We start from the raw sequence: 20,253 nt of genomic DNA, 5'->3' as shown, positions 1-20,253 counted from the left end.
CTCGCCCGGCGAGCAGGTACTAAAGACTAAAGACCCAGGCCCAGCGCCACGGGCTCGGGCAGGCTGCGCCGCCTGGGCGACACCACGCAAGCCGGTATGGCAGCCGGCGCCAGCACACGCGCCACGGGCGCAAACGAGCGCCGGTGCTCTATGCAGGCCCCATGCTCGGACAATGCAGCCAGATGCGCGGCCGTGCCATAGCCCTTGTGGCCGTCAAAGCCGTATTGCGGAAAGCGTTCGTGCAGCCGCTCGCACCAGCGGTCACGCGTGACCTTGGCGAGAATCGAGGCCGCCGAGATCGCCTGCACCAGCGCATCGCCCTTGACGATGGCCTCGGCCTGCACATTGAGCACGGGCAACTGGTTGCCGTCGACCAGCACCAGCACGGGCTTGAGGCGCAGGCCCATGACGGCGCGGCGCATGGCCAGCATGGTGGCCTGCAGGATGTTGAGGCGGTCGATCTCCTCCACGCTGGCCTCGGCAATTGAGCAGCACAAGGCCTTGGCGCGAATCTGGTCGTAGAGCATGTCACGGCGCGCAGCCGTGAGTTTCTTGGAGTCGTTCAGGCCTTCGATGGGATTGAGCTCATCCAGGATGACGGCAGCGGCCACGACAGGGCCGGCCAGAGGTCCGCGCCCGGCCTCGTCCACGCCCGCAACCAGCCCCGGCGGATGCCAGGGCAGGATGGCCTGTTCAGACCGGGTGGGAGGCAATGACTTTTTCGATGGCATGTGCGGCCAGTTGGGCTGTATCGCGCTGCAGCTCATGATGCAGCGCCGTGAAGCGCTGTTCCAGCGCTTCGATGATTGAAGGGGAGTGCTCGCAGGCAGCAAGCCATTGCAGCAGGGCCGCGCTCAAGGCCTCGGGCGTTGCCGCATCCTGCAGCAGCTCGGGCACGACGAAGTCGCGACAAAGAATATTCGGCAGGCCTACCCAGGGCTGCAATTGCTTGCGCCGCATCATGCGCCAGCTCAAGGGGTGCATGCTGTAGGAGATGACCATGGGCCGCTTGTAGAGCGCAGCCTCCAGGGTGGCGGTTCCGCTGGCGATCAGGGTTACGTCGCAGGCCGCGAGCACCTCATGCGAGCGTCCGCGGATGATGTGCATCTTCTCGGCCATCTGCGTCTGCGTCGCAATCGCCAGAATCTCATCCATCAGGGCCGGCACGGCAGGCACTACGATATTGATAGCTGGAAGCGCTTGCTTGACAAGTGCTGCAGCCTTGAAGAAGCGTTGAGCCAGGTGGCGCACTTCGGAGCGCCGACTGCCTGGCAGCACAGCCAGCACCAAGCCCTCTTCGGGCAGGCCCAGGCTGACTCTTGCCGCGCGGCGGTCTGGCCGCATGGGAATCACGCTGGCCAGCGGATGGCCCACATAGGTGGCCTCGATCCCGTGCTGCGCCAGCAGCTCTGGCTCGAATGGAAAAATGCACAGCACATGGTCGGCCGCACGGCGGATCTTTTCCACGCGGTCGGCACGCCAGGCCCAGATCGAGGGGCAGACAAAGTGCACGGTCTTGATGCCCGCAGCGCGCAGATCGGTCTCCAGCCTCAGGTTGAAGTCGGGCGCATCCACACCCACAAACACCGAGGGGGGATGGGCGATCAAGCGCTGGCGCAGTTTTTTGCGAATGCCCAGCAGCTCGGCCACGCGCATCAGCACTTCCCAGCTGTAGCCGTGCACGGCCAGGCGCTCGGATTGCCACCAGGCCTCAAAGCCGCGCTCTTGCATGGCTGCGCCGCCAATACCCATGGATTGGGCCTGCGGCCAGCGCTCACGCAGGCCGTCCAGCAGCAGCGAGGCCAGCAGATCGCCCGAGGCCTCGCCGGCCACCATGGCAATGGAAGGAGGCTTCGCCGCTGCCGAGGGCAAAGTCAGAGAATCCGTCACAACCGGCGTCGCTTTCTCAACAGACATAAAAATTAGCGCGCGATACCACGCGTAGACGCGGCCAGAAAGGTCTGCATGCAGACGATATCAGCCACCGCTTCTGGCATGTCGGTCTTCAAAGCTTCAATACTTTGCTGGGCCATCTCCAGCGTCAGGCCTTGACGATAGAGCAGCTTGTGCATCTGCTTTACCGCGGCCAGTCGTTCGGGCGTGAAGCCACGGCGGCGCAAGCCCTCTATGTTGAATCCGCGTACAGCCAAAGGATTGCCATTCACCAACATAAAAGGCGGCACATCCTGAGAGATATGGCTGGCAAAACCTACCATGACATGGGCGCCGATATGGGTGAACTGGTGCACCCCAGAAAGACCGCCCAAAGTAACCCAGTCGTCGACATGCACATGCCCCGCCAGCGTGGCGTTGTTGGACATGGTGATATGGCTGCCCAGCACGCAGTCATGCGCGATATGCACATAAGCCATGAGCCAGTTGTCCGAGCCGATGGTGGTCTCACCCCTGTCCTGCACGGTGCCAATATTGAAAGTACAGAACTCACGCACCAGATTGCGATCGCCCAGCACCAGTCGCGTGGGCTCGCCTGCGTACTTCTTATCCTGGGGCTCGGCCCCCAGCGAGGCAAACTGGAAGATCTTGTTGTCTCGGCCGATGGTGGTGTGGCCTTCGATCACGCAATGCGCGCCCACCGAAGTCCCTGCACCAATCCGCACATGAGGGCCTATGACGGCATACGGCCCGACGCGAACCGTGCTGTCCAGCTCCGCGGCCGCATCGATGATGGCCGTGGGGTGAATCAGATTTTCAGCCGCTGCCAAGACTTAACCCACCTGACGCATGGTGCACATGAGCTCGGCCTCGGCCGCAACCTCGCCCTCGACACTGGCCACGGCCTTGAACTTCCAGATGCCGCCGCGCACGCGGTCTATGCTGATCTCCAGCGCCAGCTGATCTCCGGGCACCACCGGACGCTTGAAGCGCGCCGAATCAATGCCCACGAAATAGTAGATGTTGTTTTCGTCCGGCACCTGGCCCATGGCATCAAAGGCCAGCAGGCCGGCAGCCTGCGCCAGCGCTTCAAGGATGAGCACGCCGGGCATGACCGGACGACCGGGAAAATGCCCGGTGAAGAACGGTTCGTTGAAGGTGACGTTCTTGATCGCCTTGATGCGCGTATTGCGCTCAAGCTCCAGCACGCGGTCCACCAGAAGAAAGGGATAGCGGTGGGGCAGTTGCTTGAGAATTGCTTGAATGTCCATCATCAGTTTCCGTTATTGCCGCGCTGCTGTGCCAGCGCCTGTTCCAGCTTTTTCACACGTTCTCGCAAGCCATGCAATTGCTTGAAGGTGGCCGCATTCTTCTCCCATTGCGCGTTTTCCTGCAATGGAAAAATGCCGGTGTAAAAGCCCGGTTTGGGTAGGGAGCGCGTAACCATGGATGTGGGTGAGATCACCGTTCCATCCGCGATCGTCAAATGCCCCAGGATATTCGCTGCACCGCCTATGGAGCAATGTGCTCCTATGCGTGCGCTGCCGGCTATGCCTGTATTGCCGGCAATCACCGTATGTGCACCGATGTGCACGTTGTGCGCTATCTGCACAAGGTTGTCGATCTTGACGCCATCCTCGATCACGGTGTCGTCCAGTGCGCCCCTGTCGATGCAGGTGTTGGCGCCGACTTCCACGTCATGTCCTATGCGCACACGGCCCAGTTGCTCGATCTTGAGCCAGGAACCGGCATCAGGCGCAAAGCCAAAGCCATCAGCCCCCACGACCACGCCCGGGTGCAGCACGCAGCGCTCGCCGATCTCGCAGCCCTCGCTCACCGTGACACGCGACTTGAGCACCGAGCCCGCACCAATGCGCGCGCCGGCCTCGATCACGCACAGCGGCCCCACATAGGCACTGGCATGCACGCTCGCAGTCGCATGAACGACGGCGCTTGGGTGCACGCCCGTAGGCGCAGGCCCGCTTCGATGCATCTTCCACCACTGCGTGGCACGTGCGAAATAGGCATAGGGGTCAGGCGTGACTATGCATGCACCACGCCCCATAGCTTCCTCGCGCATGGCGGGGGCCACAATAACGCAGGCCGCCTTGGAGGCGGCCATTTGCAGGCGGTAACGGGGATTGCTGAGAAAGCTCAAGTCCCCTGGCCCTGCCGAATCCAGCGGGGCTATGCGGGATATGGACGTATCCCGCTGCCCTGCCAGCAACTCGCCACCCAGGGCGTCCAGGATTGCACCTAGCGTTGCGCTCACGACTTTTGCCTTTGCGCAGGCTTACTTGCCGTTGAGAGCCTTGATCACTTTGTCAGTGATGTCGTACTTGGGATTGATGTAGACCGCCTCCTGCAGGATGACGTCGAACTTCTCGCTTTCCGCGACTTGCTTGACGACCCTGTTGGCGCGCTCGAGAACCTGGGCCAGCTCCTCGTTCTTGCGTGCGTTCAGATCCTCCTGGAACTCGCGGCGCTTGCGCTGGAATTCACGGTCCTGGTCCACAAGCTGGCGCTGACGCGTCACGCGCTGGCTTTCGGACATGGTGGGGGCTTCACGTTCGAACTTTTCCGAAGCGCTCTTGAGTGCGTTGCCTTGGTCAACCAGATCTTTTTCGCGCTTGGAAAACTCTTGCTCCAGCTTGGTCTGGGCAGCCTTGGCTGTCGATGCCTCGCGGAAAATCCGGTCAGTGTTGACAAAGCCCGCCTTGAACTCCTGTGCATGAGCAGACACAGCCATGGCGCCGAGCAAGACGGCCAAAGAAAAACGGCTAGATAGAGATTTCATTAGAAGGATGTTCCGATCTGGAATTGCAGTCTCTGGATTCTATCTCCGGACTGCTTACGTATAGGTTGAGCAAAAGCCAGGCGCAGTGGGCCGAGTGGAGAAATCCAGCTGATACCGACACCGGTGGAGGCACGCAGCTCACCGACATCAAAGCTCTGATTTTCTCCAAAGACATTGCCCACGTCTAGGAAGGTAAACAGGCGCAGCGTCCGGTCATTGCCCGCGCCAGGGAATGGGATCATGAACTCGGCGTTCAAGGTGAGTTTCTTGGAGCCACCGAGAGACAGGTTTTCCACCGTGTCACGCGGCCCCAAAGAGCCTTGCTCGAAACCACGCACCGAGCCCAGACCACCCGAATAGAAGTTCTTGAAAATCGGGAACGGCCTGCCATTCAGGCCCTTACCCCAGCCCAGCTCACCATTCAGGGCAATGGTGTACTTCTTGTTCAGAGGTATGTACTGCTGAATCTGATAATTGGCGCGCACGTAGCGCGCATCGCTGGCTGCCGACCATTCTGTGTTCACGCGCTGATACAGGCCCGAATTGGGAGCCAAAGCGCTGTCACGGTTGTCACGCGACCAACCAAGAGTCAGCGGGATACCTGTCTGGGTATAGCCATACCGATCCGCATAGTCCTTGTAGGCCTCGGGCAAATAGGTGCCGGGCTTGATTTCGGAGCGCTCGATACCGCCGCCGAAATACACGGTGTCGACTTCACTGAAAGGAACACCGAAGCGCACGCTACCACCCGAGGTCACGATCTTGTAGGCCGCATCATCGTAATAAGGCCTGTCGGTGCGATAGTACAGATCGTAGGTGCGCGAAATACCCGTATCCGTGAAATACGGATCCGTTGTCGAGAGCACCATGGTCCGACGATATTTGCTGGTATTGACGTCCACGCCCAAATAGTTACCGGAACCAAACACATTTTCCTGTTTGATACCAAAAGACAGCGAGACCTTCTCGGCACTGGAAAAGCCTGCGCCCAATTGCAGCGAGCCCGTGGGCTTTTCAGCCACCGATATCACGATGTCGACCTGGTCAGGCGAGCCAGGAACCTCCTGGGTTTCGACGTTGACCTCGGTGAAAAAGCCAAGACGGTCCACGCGGTCGCGCGACAGGCGGATCTTGTCGCCGTCATACCAGGAAGCCTCGAACTGGCGGAACTCTCGGCGAATCACTTCGTCGCGCGTGCGGTTGTTGCCATTCACATTGATGCGCCGCACATAGGCGCGGCGCGAGGGTTCGGCACGCAGCACCAGGGCCACGCGGTTGGTTGCACGGTCGATCTCGGGCACGGCCTCCACACGCGCGAATGCAAAGCCGAAATTGCCGAAGTGCTCGGTAAAGGCCTTGGTGGTCTCGGCCACCTGGTCTGCGTTGTAGGGCTCGCCGGGCTTGATCTTGACGAGGGACTTGAACTCGTCGTCGCGATCCAGATAGTTGCCCTCGAGCTTGACGCCCGAGACCACGAAGCGCTCGCCTTCATGGATGTTTACGGTCAGCGAAATCGTCTGCTTGTCGGGCGAGATCGCGACCTGGGTGGAGTCCACCCGGAACTCCATGTAGCCGCGCTGCAGATAGTAGGAGCGCAAGGTCTCCAGGTCGGCATTGAGCTTGTTACGCGCATAGCGGTCGGACTTGGTGTACCAGCTCATCCAGTTGCCGGTGTCCTGGTCGAACAAATCCTTGAGCGTGGATTCGCTGAAGGCCTTGTTGCCGACGATGTGGATTTCGTTGATGCGCGCGGGCGCACCCTCGGTTACGGTGAACGTGAGGTTCACACGATTGCGCTCGATGGGCGTGACCGTGGTCACGACCTCGGCGCCATAGAGGCTGCGGTTGATGTACTGGCGCTTGAGCTCCTGCTCGGCTCGGTCGGCCAGGGCCTTGTCGAAGGGCCGTCCTTCCGCCAGGCCCACGTCGCGCATGGCCTTGCCCAGGGTGTCCTTGTCGAACTCCTTGGTGCCTGCGAAATTGACCTCGGCAATCGTGGGACGCTCCTCCACGACGACGACCAGCACATTGCCGTTGGCTTCGAGGCGCACATCCTTGAACAGGCCCAGCGCGAACAATGAGCGAATGGCAGCCGCGCCCTTTTCATCGTTGTACTCATCGCCCACACGCATGGGCATGGAGGCAAAAACGGTTCCGGGTTCAACGCGCTGCAGGCCTTCTACGCGAATGTCCTGCACCTTGAAGGGCTCCAGCGCCCACGCCGCATTTGCGGCCAAAATCATGGCAGCCAGGGCAGTTGCAGTGCGCACGCCCAGGCGATTAATGGATTTGTTCATGAATGGAGTTGCCGCCGCTGCAGCTTGTCAATTTCGGCGAAAAATTAGCCCCAAAGCCGGTTGATATCGTTGAAAAAGGCGATGGACATCATGACGAGCAATACTGCCACGCCTGCGCGCTGCAAGCGCCCTGCCCAGACCTCGGACACGCCGCGACCGGTCACGCCTTCCCAAAGATAATACATCAGGTGCCCACCATCGAGCACCGGCAGAGGAAGCAGGTTGAGCACGCCCAGGCTGATGCTGATCATGGCCAAAAAGGTCAGGTACTGTACCAGCCCCATGCTGGCCGAACGGCCTGCATAGTCGGCAATCGTCAAAGGCCCGCTGATGTTCTTGAGCGAGGCCTCGCCAATCACCATGCGCCCAATCATGCGCAAGGTCAGGGAGGACAGCTCCCAGGTGCGCTGCACCCCGGCCCAAGCCCCTTCCAGAGGGCCGTATTGCACCAGGGTCATTTCGGGCGGACCTCCGATATAGGCACTGATGCGGCCCACGCTCTGCCCGCCCTCGGCGCTTTGAACATCGGGGCGCACCGGCACCTGCAACTGCTGCCCGCCACGCTCTATGAGCCAGGCCTGGGTCTGGGCCTGGCCCAAAGCACCGAGATCGCGTATCAGCCTCAGCAGATGAGCACCATCCGCCACGGGCACGGAGCCTACGACCAGGACCTGGTCACCCGCTTGCAAGCCAGCCTTGTCGGCAGCGCCGCCGTCCATGACTTTCTCCAGCACCGCCGGCATCCAGAAGCCAACCAGGCCCAGTCGCTCGAAGAATGCCGCATCCGGCTCGCCCTGAACCTGGGCCGCGACATCCAGATTCAGCGACTTGCTCGCCCCTTGAGGCGTTGCGACCTCCAGTGTCAGCGCCTGCTTGTCAAGGGCTGCCTGCGTCACCCGCCAGCGCAAATCGCTGAGCGAGCGTATGGCCTCCAGAGGCTGATCGCCCACGGCCGCGCGCTCCACACGATCGCCGCCACTGAGCCCGGCCTTGTCCAACAGTGAGCCTGCAGGAGGCTGGGCCAGCTTGGCCACGGGCTCTTCCATGCCGATCCAGTTGATGCCGGCCAGCAGGACCACGGCCAGCGCCAGATTGGCCAAGGGCCCAGCAGCCACGATGGCGGCACGTGCACGCAAAGACTGGTTGTTGAAGGCCAGATGACGCTGCTCCTCGGGCACAGGACCTTCACGCTCGTCGAGCATGCGCACATAGCCACCCAAAGGCAGCGCCCCTATAACGAACTCAGTATCCGATCCGACTCGCTGCCAACGCAGAATGGGGCGCCCAAAACCCACGGAATAACGCAAGACCTTGACCCCGCAGGCCACGGCCACACGGTAATGACCCCACTCATGAATGGCGATCAAGAGCCCCAGGGCCACCACGAAAGCTACAGCAGTCAGCAACACTTGATACCTCTACGAATTGTTTGAATGCCCAAAGCACTTGTTTCAGACATTACTTCAGAGTCACAAGATCCACTGGCGAGCAATGACCTCGGCCGCCTGACGCGCCTGGGTATCGAGCTCCAGCAAATCCCCCAGACTGCTCAAGGCCGAGGGCACGACAGTCTCCAGGGTTTGCAGATTGACCGCATGAATGCGATCGAACGCCAGGCGTTTTTCCAGAAAGGCCGCCACGGCGACTTCGTTCGATGCATTGAGCACCGCCGTAGTTCCCTCGGCCGCACGCAGTGCCTGCCAAGACAGGTGCAGCCCTGGGAAGCGTCGCTCATCGGCTTCCTCAAACGTCAGAGCAGCAAGCCGGGAAAAATCCAGGCACGCGGCCCCGCTTTCCATGCGCTCCGGCCATGCAAGGCCACAGGCGATGGGCACCCGCATATCGGGCGTGCCTAACTGGGCCAGGATGGAAGAGTCTCTGAACTGCACCATGGAGTGCACGATTTGCTGAGGGTGTATGACCACCTTGATCTTGTCGGGCTCCATGTCGAACAGCCAGCGCGCCTCGATCACCTCCAGCGCCTTGTTCATCATGGTCGCCGAGTCCACGGAGATCTTGCGTCCCATGGAGAAATTCGGGTGGGCGCAGGCCTGCTCGGGCGTGATCGCCGAGAGTGTTGCGGGATCACGTTCGCGAAACGGCCCGCCAGAGGCGGTAAGCAGCAGGCTGTCGACTCGCCGGTGCCAGCTCGATCGATCTTCGGGCAGGCACTGGAAAATCGCCGAGTGCTCGCTGTCTATGGGCAGCAGCGTGGCGCCATGGCTTTTGACGGTCTGCATGAACAAGGCTCCACCCACAACCAGGGCTTCCTTGTTGGCCAGCAGCAAGCGCTTGCCTGCCCGCGCCGCAGCCAGGCAAGGCGCCAAGCCTGCAGCTCCCACGATGGCTGCCATGACCGCATCCACGTCAGGGTGAGACGCTATCATCTCAAGAGCATCAAGCGCTTGCAGCACCTGGGTTTGCAGTCCATTTTGCTTGAGCTTCTCGGCCAGCAGCAGCGCATGCTCGGGACTGGCCATGGCCGCGTAGACAGGCTTGAACTCGGCGCATTGGCGCAGCATCAGGTCCACCTGGGTGGCTGCACTGAGCGCAAAGATTTCATAGCGGTCGCGATGACGCGCAACCACATCCAGGGTATTGGTTCCAATTGATCCCGTGGAACCCAGAACAGTGATTTTCTGCTTCTTCATGAATGCGCAAACCAGGAAAGCATCATGGCCAGGGGCAAGGTGGGAAGCAAGGCATCGACACGGTCGAGCACGCCGCCATGCCCGGGCAGCAATCCGCTGCTGTCCTTGACGCCTACGCTGCGCTTGATCAGGGATTCGATCAGATCACCGACCACACTCATGGCCGCCATGAAAACAGCTGCCAGCAGCAAGAACCAGGTGCCCTTGCCCTGCAGCAGGGAATAAAAGCTCGGCACGACTGCCCCGTAATGGCGGTCGGCCCAGACCCAGACCAGAGCCAGGACCAGCACGCCGGCCATGCCCCCCCAGACGCCTTCCCAGCTTTTGCCGGGACTGATGGAGGCAGCGAGCTTGACCTTGGTGAACTTGAGACCGAAAGTGCGGCCCGCGAAATAGGCAAACACATCGGCAACCCAGACCAGCACCAGCACGGACAGCAGGTAGTTGATGCCCAGCATTCTGGCCTGCACAGCCGCCATCCAGGCAAGCCACAAGGCCAGCACACCACCGATCAGGCGCAGCGGTGCCGCGATGCGCGGCCAACCTGCCACACCGGCGCGCAGCAAGGCCACGCCGCCCAGCACCCAGACGGCAGAAGCCGCAATCCAGACCATGGGCAAGGGCTTGCTCAGCCAGCCAGCCGCCCAACTGCCCCCGCACAAGGCCGCGCAAACGGCGGCAATGCCCAGAGCGCCCGGGTTGCCAAAGCCGTTGAGCCTTCCCCATTCCCAGGCCCCGGCGGTCATGAGCACCAGGATGACGACGGCGAAGGCAATCGGGGAAGGATAGAACAGTGCTGGCAGCAAAATGGCTAACAACACCAGGGCTGTAATGACTCGCTGCTTAAGCATGGCTGCCTTTCAAGAGGTTTGTTGGACTTGTTCCGAAGTCTGGCCGAAGCGCCGTTCACGCCCGGCAAAAACGGCGATCGCCTCGTCCAGTGTGGCCTCGTCGAAATCGGGCCAGAGGCAAGAGCTGAAAAACAGCTCTGCATAGGCGAGCTGCCACAGCAAGAAGTTGCTGACCCGCATCTCGCCGCCCGTGCGTATAAGCAAGTCAGGATCAGGCACATGGGCCAGAGCCATGGCGCGTGCAAGCGCCTGCTCGGTCATGGGCTCGCCGCGTGCCGCGAGCTGGGCTGCAGCCTGGACGATATCCCAGCGCCCGCCATAGTTGAAGCAGACGTTCAGGATCAGCCGATCATTGTGGGCCGTGGTTTTCTCGGCGTCTGCAAGGCCTGCGCACACTTTGTCCGACAGTCCTGCGCGCTCACCCACGAAATGCAGACGCACGCCATCGCGGCTTAGTTGCTTGACTTCCTTGGCCAGGGCCGTGGCCAAAAGCCCCATGAGGCCGGAGACCTCTTCCTCGGGGCGACTCCAGTTCTCCGAGGAGAAAGCAAACACGGTGAGCACCTGCACACCGCGCTCCACGCAGGCGCGGGCGCAGCGGCGCAAGGATTCCACGCCCTGCTTGTGTCCGGCAAGCCTTGGGAGAAAGCGCTTCTTGGCCCAGCGCCCATTGCCGTCCATGATGATGGCAATATGGCGCGGCACAGCGCCAGAGTTCTCTTGTCTCAAATGCGAAGTCCTTGGCTGTGTCCGGGCGCACAGGCTCAGACAGCCATGATGTCCTGTTCTTTGGAGGCCACCAGCGTATCGATCTCGGCGATGTGCTTGTCGGTCAACTTCTGGATATCGGCTTCCGAACGCTTTTGATCGTCTTCCGAGGCTTCCTTGTCCTTGACCAGCTTCTTCACCGACTCGTTGGCATCGCGGCGCAGATTGCGCACGGCCACCTTGGAGGCCTCGCCCTCGTTGCGTGCGAGCTTGGTCATTTCTTTGCGGCGCTCTTCGCTCATGGGAGGCATGGGCACGCGGATCAGGTCACCCAGCGAGGCCGGGTTCAGTCCCAGATCGCTTTCGCGAATGGCCTTCTCCACCTTGGCCGACATATTCTTTTCCCAGGGCTGGACGCTGATGGTACGCGAGTCCAGCAACGAGACATTGGCCACCTGGGACAGCGGCACCATGGAGCCGTAATACTCGACCTGGATGGAGTCGAGCAGGGCCGGATTGGCACGTCCCGTGCGAATGCGCGAGAGGTTGTGCTTCAAGGCCTCGATGGACTGGCCCATCTTGGTTTCTGCGGTTTTCTTGATATCGGCAATCGTCATGTTCTTGTTCCTTGTGGCTCTGCGGGCTCCAAACCCTCAAGCGTACACCAGCGTGCCCTCGTCCTCGCCCATGACGACGCGCTTGAGTGCACCGGGCTTGACGATGGAGAACACGCGAATCGGCAGCTTCTGGTCTCGGCACAGCGCAAAGGCCGTGGCATCCATGATGCCCAGGTTGCGCGAGATGGCCTCGTCGAAGGCCAGCTTGGAGTAGCGCGTGGCATCGGGATTCTTCATGGGATCGTCGGTATAGACACCGTCGACCTTGGTCGCCTTGAGCACGACTTCGGCACCGATTTCGGCACCACGCAGCGCAGCTGCCGTGTCCGTGGTGAAGAAGGGGTTACCGGTGCCGGCAGCGAACACCACCACCTTGCCCTCTTCGAGATACTGCAAAGCCTTGGGGCGCACATAAGGCTCGACCACCTGCTCGATGCCTATGGCCGACATGACGCGCGCCGTCAGGCCCTGCTTGTCCATGGCATCGGCCAGGGCCAGGGCATTCATGACCGTGGCCAGCATGCCCATGTAGTCGGCCGTTGCACGGTCCATGCCGGCCGAGCCGCCGGCCACGCCGCGAAAGATGTTCCCCCCGCCAATCACCACAGCCACCTCCACACCGACCTTGGTGACTTCGGCGATCTCGGAGACCATGCGCTCTATGGTTGCGCGGTTGATGCCAAAGGCATCATCGCCCATGAGCGCCTCACCAGACAACTTGAGCAGGATGCGCTTGTGGGCTGGTGCGGCATGGGTCATGGTGATTCTCCGTTGGATAGACTGGGTAACTGGCAAAAAGAGGAACTATTGGATCGTGCGCGGCGCAGACTGAAGACAGCTTAGGCGCCGGCCTTGGCGGCGGCCATCTGGGCTGCCACTTCGGCTGCAAAGTCGTCGGTCTTCTTCTCGATGCCTTCACCCACCACGTACAGCGTAAAGCCATTGACGGTGGTGTTCGCAGCCTTGAGCATCTGGGCCACGGTCTGCTTGCCATCGGCAGCCTTCACGAAAACCTGGTCGGCCAGCGAGACTTCCTTCAAGTATTTTTGCACCGAGCCTTCGACCATCTTGGCCACGATGTCGGCGGGCTTGCCCGACTCGGCAGCCTTGGCGGCAGCCACGGCGCGCTCTTTTTCGATGAGCTCGGCAGGCACGTCGGCACTGGTCACGGCCACGGGCTTCATGGCAGCCACGTGCATGGCCACATCCTTGGCGGCGGTAGCGTCACCGTCGAACTCGACCACCACGCCGATGCGCGTGCCGTGCACGTAGGAAGCCAGGCCGGCACCGTTGAAGGCCTTGAAGCGGCGAAAGGACATGTTCTCGCCGATCTTGCCGATCAGGCCCTTGCGCACGTCTTCCAGCGTGGGGCCGAAGCCGTCTTGCTCGTAAGCCAAGGCGCCCAGGGCCTCCACATCGGCCGGCTTGTGTGCTGCCACCAGCTTGGCAGCAGCGTTGGCCATGGCGATGAAGCTGTCGTTCTTGGAGACGAAGTCGGTTTCGCTGTTGACTTCGATCATCGCGCCCTTGCCACCTTCGATGAAGGCAGCGATCACGCCTTCAGCCGTCACACGCGATGCCGCCTTGCCAGCCTTGGTACCCAGCTTGACGCGCAGCAGCTCTTCGGCCTTGGCCATGTCGCCACCGGCTTCGGTCAATGCCTTCTTGCACTCCATCATGGGGGCGTCGGTCTTGGCGCGCAGTTCGGCGACCATGCTTGCGGTAATTGCAGCCATCGTATTTCTCCAATCTCAATTCGATTCGTTACAGGATTCAGGCTAAAAAAACGGGGCTACCCAGAGCCCCGCTTTTTCATCGCGACGCGGTCGCGCAGCCGGACAGACGTGCTCAGGCAGCGGACTCTTCCACTTCCACGAACTCGTCGCCGCTCTCGCTGGAAGCGGCCTTGACCACTTCGTTCAGGCGGGCTTCACGGCCTTCCAGGACGGCATCGGCGATGCCGCGGGCATACAGGTGCACAGCCTTGGCCGAGTCGTCGTTGCCGGGGATCACGTAGTCGATGCCTGCGGGGTTGTGGTTGGAGTCCACCACGCCGACCAGGGGAATGCCCAGCTTCTTGGCTTCGGCCACGGCAATCTTGTGGAAGCCCACGTCGATCACGAAGATGGCGTCGGGCAGGTTGCTCATGTCCTGGATGCCGCCGATGTCCTTCTCGAGCTTTTCGAGCTCACGGCTGAACATCAGCTGTTCCTTCTTGCTCATGGACTCCAAGCCGGCTTCCTGCTGAGCCTTCATGTCCTTCAGGCGCTTGATCGAGGTCTTGACGGTCTTGAAGTTGGTCAGCATGCCGCCCAGCCAGCGCTGGTCGACATAGGGCACGCCAGCGCGCTGGGCTTGCTCGGCCACCAGTTCACGGGCCTGACGCTTGGTGCCAACCATCAGGATGGTGCCGCCATTGGCCGTCAGTTGCTTGACGAACTTCTGGGCGTCCTGGAACATCGGCAGCGACTTTTCCAGGTTGATGATGTGGATCTTGTTGCGCGAACCGAAGATGAACGGAGCCATCTTGGGGTCCCAGAAACGCGTTTGGTGGCCAAAGTGGACGCCTGCTTCCAGCATCTCACGCATAGTGACGGACATATGAATACCTCAAAGGTTGGGTCTTAAATCCAGCTCGCCGATTGCGCTGCATGCACAACACCTTGAAAGAGCTGGTTTGTGATTTGCCTCGCCGTTTCAATCCACCGCAAGACCTCAGCGCAAACGCCGGGGCCAAGGGCAAACCCTAGGCAAAGCCGCAAGATTCTAGCACACTGCCCGGCAGACGATTCCCCATCCCGCACAGTCTTGCCGCAATCCGGCCACGGATCCTTGGCGCAGAATCCGGAGCCCGCTTCAGCACAACTCCTGTATTCATAGCTGCTAGCGCTTGATAGTCAATGGATTCAAGTATCTTCAAACTTAAATATCAAGCTGGTCGAGCGCTAGCCGCTATGCTTTTATGATGCAGCGATTCAGCACCACCGCCTCCTCAGCCTGGCCTTTGTTCTCTGCGGCTGCGATCCGCGAGCATGAGGCCAGCCGCCCCGCGCCTGAACAAGCCCGGCAGTGGGGGCGCAGCCTGGCCAGACTGAGCAGCGCCCTCGCGCCCCATGCACGCAACCTCTGGATCATCTTCGGCCAGGGGCTTCAAGGCCTTGCAGGCTTGCAGGCCGCGGTGCAGCTGCTGACCATGCAGGCCGCGAGCCCCGGCGGGCAGCGCCGCATTCTGCTCAGCAGCCCCCTGGATTTACCCGCCTTGACCGGGCCCATGCAGACCCTGACCAGACAAGCCATGAATGCTGGCGCCCTGTGGACCGAAGGCATTCCCGGACTATCTGCTCAGGATTTGTGCCTTGATGCCTTGCTGGGCACGACCTCCATCGAAGAAGCTGGCAACAGGCCCAGACTACAGGTGCTGCTGCAACAGATACAGGCCTGCCCGGCCATCACCCTCAGCGCAGGCCTGGCCTCGGGCCTGAACCCCGATAGCGGTCAGCACTACCTGGGACTTGAGCCACCGCACGGCGCCTCGCACACCCGGGGGCCGCGCCACACCCTGGCATTGCCCCTGGCCTGCCCGGCTCTTTTCACAGGAAAGGGACGCGACGCCTGCGGCCAGATCTGGCGCGATGACGACCTGCCCGAGAGCCCGCAAGCCGGCCCGCACCTCCAGCCCTGCGCGCAGATCTACAGGCCACAGGCAGCGGCCGAGGCCCTCCAACGCCCTCATGCCAGCCACAAGGGCAGCTTTGGCGATGTGCTCGTACTCGGCGGCCAGGGCATGCAGCCCCATGGATCATCGATGGCTGGCGCGGCCTGGCTGGCTGCGCTTGCAGCCCTGCATTCAGGCGCAGGCCGGGTCTTGCTCGCACTGCTCGACGAGCAGGCATCTGCGGGCATCAGCCCCTGGCCGGAAATCATGCTGCGCCGCCCGCAGGCACAGGACTTCAGCCAGGCCACCGTGGTCTGCGGCTGCGGTGGCGGCCAAGCCATTCGCGGCTGGATGCCGCAGGTTCTGGAGCAGGCGCCAAGACTGGTCCTCGACGCCGATGGACTGAATGCCGTCGCCGCCGACCACAGCCTGGCCCAGGCCTTGAGCCAGCGCCGCCAACGCGGCCTGGCCAGCGTTCTCACCCCCCACCCACTGGAGGCCGCGCGCCTGCTGGGCTGCGATACAGCCCAGATTCAGGCCCGGCGCCTGGACAGCGCCAGCCGGCTCGCCCAGCGCTTTGCCTGCACGGTTCTTCTCAAAGGCTCGGGCACCGTGATCGCGCACCCTCTAGGCGATGACCAGGAAGCCATTGCCTGCTGGATCAACCCCACAGGCAACGCACGCCTGGCCACAGGCGGCACAGGCGACGTGCTTGCCGGACTGATTGCCTCGCTTTGGGGCCAGGGTCTGGCGCCAGAGCAGGCTGCAGCCCTTGGCGCCTACCGCCACGGCGCTGCCGCCGACTGCTGGCCGCCCGGACCAGGCTTTAGCGCCAGCGCACTGGCCCGAAGCCTGAGCCCGGCATAAGGCCTGGCGAGCATCTGCTCAGCAAAGCCTCCATTTCAGGACACTAGATCTTTCGCCCAGTCTTGCGTCCCTTTGGAGCCGCCTTTTTGCCCGACGCCCTCAAGGCCTGGACAGGCGAGGGCGCGGGCAATTGCGGCAGGTCGCGCACCTGGCGCTGACTGCGGTCCTTGGACTTACTGGGTTTGACGGACCTGGGAAACAGGCCTGCCCCGCCCGGCTGATCCTGTGCAAGCGCCGCCTGCTGAGTCTGAGCCGCGTACTCAGCCTCCAGCGCCGCAAGATTCACCCCCTTGAGCATGGCCTTCTTCGCAGTCTTGGCCGTCTTGCGCTCCTGATTTCCGGCACCAGACTCTGCAGAGCTGCGCTGCTGGCGCCTGGCATCACGACGGCCCGCACTCTCGAGACCGTCTTCACGCCCCATGGAGCGACCCGGTCGCGCCTGGGCAATCAGCTGATCCTCACCATCGCGCACCAGACGGAAATCTATGCGCCGACCATCAAGGTCCACACGGCTGACCTGCACGCGCAAACGCGTACCAATGCCGTAGCGAATACCCGAGCGCTCGCCGCGCAACTCCTGACGCGCCTCGTCAAAGCGGAAGTAATCCCCGCCCAGCTCGGTGATATGCACCAGGCCTTCCACATACATCGCATCCAGGGTCACGAAAATACCAAAGGTGGTGACCGCCGAGACCGCACCCGCGAACTCCTCGCCCAGATGGTCGCGCATGTATTTGCACTTGAGCCAGGCCTCCACGTCGCGGCTGGCCTCGTCGGCACGGCGCTCGTTGGCACTGCAGTGCAGACCAGCCGCTTCCCAGGCCTGGACCTCGGCCGCAGGCGCGCGCCTGCGCGGTTTTTGCCTGGGCTCGGCCACGCGCGAAGCCAGGCGCTTGGCAAGCTTGGCCTCGGCCTCGCCCGGTGTCGGCAACTCGGGCAGGCGGTACTGCGTGCCATCGAGCTCGGACCTGATCACGCGGTGCACCAGCAGGTCGGGGTAGCGGCGAATCGGGCTGGTGAAATGGGTATAGGCCTCGAAAGCCAGGCCAAAGTGACCCGAGTTCTCGGGCGTGTAGAAGGCCTGCATCATCGAGCGCAGCAGCATGGTGTGGATCTGCTGCGCATCGGGCCTGTCCTTGGTCGCCTGGGCAATCTTCTGAAACTCCTGCGTGCTTGGATTCTCGCTGAGCGTGATGCCCACCCCCATGGCCTTGAGGTAGTTGCGCAAGATTTCCTGCTTTTCCAGCGAAGGCTTGTCATGCACGCGAAACAGGCCCACACGGCCGCTGTGCTCTATGTAATCCGCACTGCAGACGTTGGCTGCCAGCATGGCCTCCTCGATCAGCTTGTGGGCTTCGGTGCGCGTACGCGGCACGATTTTTTCGATGCGGCCGTTGTCGTCGCAAACGATCTGGGTTTCCGTGGTCTCGAAGTCCACGGCCCCACGCGTCTCACGCGCCTTGAGCAGCGCCTGGTAGACGCCATGCAGGTTCAGCAAATCACTCACACGTTCACCACGGCGCGCAGCCTCGGGCCCGCGCGTGTTCGCGAGAATCGCCGCCACCTCGTTATAGGTAAAGCGCGCATGACTGTGCATCACGGCCGGATAGAACTGATAGGCGTGGATTTCGCCCTGGGCCGTGATCAGCATGTCGCAGACCATGCACAGCCGGTCCACATCGGGGTTGAGCGAGCACAGGCCGTTGCTGAGCTTCTCGGGCAGCATGGGAATCACGCGGCGCGGAAAGTAAACACTGGTTGCGCGATCATAGGCATCGACGTCGATGGCACTACCCGTGGTCACGTAATGGCTGACATCGGCAATCGCCACCAGCAGACGCCAGCCCTTGCTGCGTCCGATCTTCGCGGGCTCGCAATACACGGCATCGTCAAAGTCGCGCGCATCCTCGCCATCTATGGTCACCAGAGCCACATCGGTAAGGTCTATGCGTTTCTTGCGATCGGCAACCCGCACCTTGTCGGGCAGCGCCTTGGCCTGGGCCAGGCAAGCCTCGGAGAACTCATGCGGCACCCCGTATTTGCGCACCGCGATTTCGATCTCCATGCCGGGATCATCGACCTCGCCCAGCACCTCGGTGATGCGCCCCACAGGCTGACCGAAGAGCGCCGGCGCCTCGGTGAGTCCGACCACCACGACCTGCCCTGTCTTGGCATCGCCCAGAGCGTTTGCGGGAATCAGAATGTCCTGCCCGTAGCGCTTGTCTTCAGGCGCCACCAGCCACGCACCGCTCTCCTGCAACAGACGCCCGATGATGGGATGGACCGGGCGCTCGATGATCTCCACAACCCGCCCTTCGGGTCGACCGCGCCGATCCTGCCGGACCACGCGCACCTTGACTCGGTCCTTATGCAGCACGGCACGCATTTCGTTGGGAGGCAGGTAAATGTCACTGTCTCCATCATCACGGATGACAAAGCCATGTCCGTCGCGGTGCCCTTGCACACTGCCCCAGATTTCGTCATTCACGTCGGCATTTTTTGCGCGAGGGTTCATTTTTTTGATATACAATCTAAATCTTTCCTGAGATGCCCAGGTGGCGGAATTGGTAGACGCACTAGTTTCAGGTACTAGCGGGTAACTCCGTGGAGGTTCGAGTCCTCTCCTGGGCACCAAGTTTAACGACAACCCAAGCGGGTTTCGCTCAAGCAGGTAAACATATGCAATAAAAACTGCATTGTTTGTCAGTGAAACTTGTTCAACAGCAGATCTTTGGAAAAAAGCTTCAGCAAATGGGATGCAGAAATGCACTACAATTGCTGGCTAAACTAGCCCAGGTGGCGGAATTGGTAGACGCACTAGTTTCAGGTACTAGCGGGTAACTCCGTGGAGGTTCGAGTCCTCTCCTGGGCACCAAACACGAAAAGGCCGTTGCATTGCAACGGCCTTCCTAAGAAACACCTTCGCCGACCGGCTGCAACGAGAAGCCGAAACGAGCCGCGCGACGTTCCAGTTGCTTGACAACACGCTCTCGATACCGTTGCTCGTATTGGTCGGCACCGGGGTCTTGGTACTGCATGCCGAAGCGCATCGCGCGATAGAAGAGGATGGCGATCTTGCGCGCAGTGGCGGTCACGGCCTTGGCCTTGCCGATGCGTGTGGCCAGACGCCGATAGAACGCCCCGAGAGCCGTCTCGGTACGACCGACGTTGACTGCCACCAATCGTAGCTGCGATGCCAGGCGGCTGGAGCTCTTTCGCGTACGGGCAGAGAGCACCTTGCCTCCGCTGATCTTGCATCCCGGCGACAAACACAGCCACGAAGTGAAGTGCTTTTCGGTGGGCCACTTGCCAAGGTCAGTACCGCATTCGGCAACCAATGACAGCGCAATGCTGGGCCCGAGGCCGTGGATCAAGGTCAGATCGGTGCCGGTCAACTGGTACAGCATCGCCCGCACGTCGAACTTGGGTGCGTTGGCTTGCTTTGTCTTGGTACGCGGTGCCGGTAGCTTCATCTCCGGCTCGGCGCGGTCGGCGTTCAGCTGGCACAACACATTCTCAATCTGCCGATCGCAGTCACCTATCCGGTCCTGGTACGAATCAAATAGCGCAAGCGCCTGTGACAAGGCGAAGACATGCTCGGGCTGGTAGTTGCCAACTAGCGCGGCACGAATGACCTGCAGACTTTCACGGCACCGAACGTCCCGCATAGATGCAAGAACGTCGGGGTCCCGCTCGCCCGCCACAATGGCCCGAATGATTTTCAGACCGGTGACGCCACTGATATCGCTGAGGACATGGTGAACCTGAAGGTTCATCAGCGTCAGGGCCTTCTGCATGTGAGCGGCCGCGTATTCCAAGTGCCGATCACGAATCCGCATGTAGGCACGCAGTGCTGCTATATCCCGGGCCGGATGGAAGCTGGCGCGCAACAGCCCGCATGCGTGCAAGCGCTGGAT

The 20,253-nt window shown here is 61.6% G+C and carries 18 protein-coding genes and 2 tRNA genes; 3 read left to right on the top strand and 17 right to left on the bottom strand.

The genetic code is table 11. The features are described from left to right. Positions 1-26 precede the first annotated feature (26 nt). The 15 genes from rnhB to rpsB form a co-directional block, all read right to left on the bottom strand. Positions 27-731: a ribonuclease HII gene (rnhB, locus tag G486_RS22205; protein ID WP_211233784.1), complete on the bottom strand. Its 705-nt coding sequence runs from the start codon at positions 729-731 to the stop codon at positions 27-29. Further along, a complete protein-coding gene (gene lpxB, locus G486_RS0112320; RefSeq protein ID WP_084455240.1) occupies positions 694-1,917 on the bottom strand; it encodes a lipid-A-disaccharide synthase in 1,224 nt (407 codons plus the stop codon). Before lpxB ends, rnhB begins: the two co-directional genes overlap by 38 nt. Before the next feature lie 5 nt (positions 1,918-1,922). Next, a complete protein-coding gene (gene lpxA, locus G486_RS0112315) occupies positions 1,923-2,705 on the bottom strand; it encodes an acyl-ACP--UDP-N-acetylglucosamine O-acyltransferase (protein WP_407059797.1) in 783 nt (260 codons plus the stop codon). 21 nt (positions 2,706-2,726) lie between these two features. Beyond that, positions 2,727-3,167, bottom strand: a complete 441-nt coding sequence (gene fabZ / locus G486_RS0112310) for a 3-hydroxyacyl-ACP dehydratase FabZ (protein ID WP_027015814.1) — start codon at positions 3,165-3,167, stop codon at positions 2,727-2,729. Further along, complete coding sequence (lpxD, locus tag G486_RS0112305; protein WP_027015813.1) at positions 3,167-4,165, bottom strand: UDP-3-O-(3-hydroxymyristoyl)glucosamine N-acyltransferase; 999 nt, start codon at positions 4,163-4,165, stop codon at positions 3,167-3,169. Before lpxD ends, fabZ begins: the two co-directional genes overlap by 1 nt. Positions 4,166-4,186: 21 nt before the next feature. Continuing rightward, the gene (locus G486_RS0112300) at positions 4,187-4,690 is read right to left on the bottom strand and encodes an OmpH family outer membrane protein (protein WP_027015812.1); all 504 of its coding nucleotides are present in this window, start codon (positions 4,688-4,690) and stop codon (positions 4,187-4,189) included. Then, on the bottom strand, positions 4,690-6,987 hold the full coding sequence (gene bamA / locus G486_RS0112295; protein ID WP_027015811.1) for an outer membrane protein assembly factor BamA: 2,298 nt from the start codon (positions 6,985-6,987) through the stop codon (positions 4,690-4,692). Before bamA ends, G486_RS0112300 begins: the two co-directional genes overlap by 1 nt. A gap of 44 nt (positions 6,988-7,031) precedes the next feature. Beyond that, complete coding sequence (rseP, locus tag G486_RS0112290) at positions 7,032-8,396, bottom strand: RIP metalloprotease RseP (RefSeq protein WP_027015810.1); 1,365 nt, start codon at positions 8,394-8,396, stop codon at positions 7,032-7,034. Positions 8,397-8,456: 60 nt separating this feature from the next. After that, positions 8,457-9,638 (bottom strand): 1-deoxy-D-xylulose-5-phosphate reductoisomerase, encoded by a 1,182-nt coding sequence (ispC, locus tag G486_RS0112285; protein WP_027015809.1) that lies wholly within the window; start codon positions 9,636-9,638, stop codon positions 8,457-8,459. Then, entirely contained in the window at positions 9,635-10,489 is an 855-nt protein-coding gene (locus G486_RS0112280) for a phosphatidate cytidylyltransferase (protein ID WP_027015808.1), read from the bottom strand. Before G486_RS0112280 ends, ispC begins: the two co-directional genes overlap by 4 nt. A gap of 9 nt (positions 10,490-10,498) precedes the next feature. After that, positions 10,499-11,218: a polyprenyl diphosphate synthase gene (uppS, locus tag G486_RS0112275; protein WP_027015807.1), complete on the bottom strand. Its 720-nt coding sequence runs from the start codon at positions 11,216-11,218 to the stop codon at positions 10,499-10,501. A 35-nt stretch (positions 11,219-11,253) separates the two neighbouring features. Next, complete coding sequence (frr, locus tag G486_RS0112270) at positions 11,254-11,814, bottom strand: ribosome recycling factor (RefSeq protein WP_027015806.1); 561 nt, start codon at positions 11,812-11,814, stop codon at positions 11,254-11,256. Positions 11,815-11,850: 36 nt separating this feature from the next. Next, entirely contained in the window at positions 11,851-12,573 is a 723-nt protein-coding gene (gene pyrH, locus G486_RS0112265; protein WP_027015805.1) for a UMP kinase, read from the bottom strand. Between the two features lie 80 nt (positions 12,574-12,653). Beyond that, entirely contained in the window at positions 12,654-13,550 is an 897-nt protein-coding gene (gene tsf, locus G486_RS0112260) for a translation elongation factor Ts (protein WP_027015804.1), read from the bottom strand. Between the two features lie 112 nt (positions 13,551-13,662). Continuing rightward, complete coding sequence (gene rpsB / locus G486_RS0112255) at positions 13,663-14,415, bottom strand: 30S ribosomal protein S2 (protein WP_027015803.1); 753 nt, start codon at positions 14,413-14,415, stop codon at positions 13,663-13,665. A 364-nt stretch (positions 14,416-14,779) separates the two neighbouring features. Here rpsB and G486_RS0112250 point away from each other — a divergent pair, with 364 nt between their 5' ends. Beyond that, entirely contained in the window at positions 14,780-16,336 is a 1,557-nt protein-coding gene (locus G486_RS0112250; protein ID WP_027015802.1) for an NAD(P)H-hydrate dehydratase, read from the top strand. 43 nt (positions 16,337-16,379) lie between these two features. Here the strand turns inward: G486_RS0112250 and rnr are convergent, their stop codons facing one another. Next, positions 16,380-18,851, bottom strand: a complete 2,472-nt coding sequence (gene rnr / locus G486_RS0112245) for a ribonuclease R (RefSeq protein WP_034387550.1) — start codon at positions 18,849-18,851, stop codon at positions 16,380-16,382. 34 nt (positions 18,852-18,885) lie between these two features. Between rnr and G486_RS0112240 the strand changes: the two genes are divergently transcribed. Together G486_RS0112240 and G486_RS0112235 are read left to right on the top strand one after the other, a co-directional pair. Further along, positions 18,886-18,970, top strand: a tRNA-Leu gene (locus G486_RS0112240). Between the two features lie 156 nt (positions 18,971-19,126). After that, positions 19,127-19,211: transfer RNA gene (locus G486_RS0112235), tRNA-Leu, on the top strand. Between the two features lie 34 nt (positions 19,212-19,245). Here G486_RS0112235 and G486_RS0112230 read toward each other — a convergent pair. Beyond that, on the bottom strand, positions 19,246-20,253 hold a 1,008-nt coding region (locus tag G486_RS0112230; RefSeq protein ID WP_027015800.1), incomplete at its 5' end, for a transposase.

The organism is Comamonas composti DSM 21721 (assembly GCF_000429845.1).
Taxonomy (GTDB): domain Bacteria; phylum Pseudomonadota; class Gammaproteobacteria; order Burkholderiales; family Burkholderiaceae_C; genus Comamonas; species Comamonas composti.
This window is presented reverse-complemented; position numbering and strand designations above follow the sequence as displayed.

Coding starts and splice junctions, on each gene's coding strand:
- rnr (WP_034387550.1), bottom strand. CDS start 18,851: ATGAACCCTCGCGCAAAAAATGCCGACGTGAATGACGAAATCTGGGGC.
- fabZ (WP_027015814.1), bottom strand. CDS start 3,167: ATGATGGACATTCAAGCAATTCTCAAGCAACTGCCCCACCGCTATCCC.
- rpsB (WP_027015803.1), bottom strand. CDS start 14,415: ATGTCCGTCACTATGCGTGAGATGCTGGAAGCAGGCGTCCACTTTGGC.
- lpxB (WP_084455240.1), bottom strand. CDS start 1,917: ATGTCTGTTGAGAAAGCGACGCCGGTTGTGACGGATTCTCTGACTTTG.
- bamA (WP_027015811.1), bottom strand. CDS start 6,987: ATGAACAAATCCATTAATCGCCTGGGCGTGCGCACTGCAACTGCCCTG.
- G486_RS0112250 (WP_027015802.1), top strand. CDS start 14,780: ATGCAGCGATTCAGCACCACCGCCTCCTCAGCCTGGCCTTTGTTCTCT.
- G486_RS0112300 (WP_027015812.1), bottom strand. CDS start 4,690: ATGAAATCTCTATCTAGCCGTTTTTCTTTGGCCGTCTTGCTCGGCGCC.
- pyrH (WP_027015805.1), bottom strand. CDS start 12,573: ATGACCCATGCCGCACCAGCCCACAAGCGCATCCTGCTCAAGTTGTCT.
- tsf (WP_027015804.1), bottom strand. CDS start 13,550: ATGGCTGCAATTACCGCAAGCATGGTCGCCGAACTGCGCGCCAAGACC.
- ispC (WP_027015809.1), bottom strand. CDS start 9,638: ATGAAGAAGCAGAAAATCACTGTTCTGGGTTCCACGGGATCAATTGGA.
- rnhB (WP_211233784.1), bottom strand. CDS start 731: ATGCCATCGAAAAAGTCATTGCCTCCCACCCGGTCTGAACAGGCCATC.
- G486_RS0112280 (WP_027015808.1), bottom strand. CDS start 10,489: ATGCTTAAGCAGCGAGTCATTACAGCCCTGGTGTTGTTAGCCATTTTG.
- frr (WP_027015806.1), bottom strand. CDS start 11,814: ATGACGATTGCCGATATCAAGAAAACCGCAGAAACCAAGATGGGCCAG.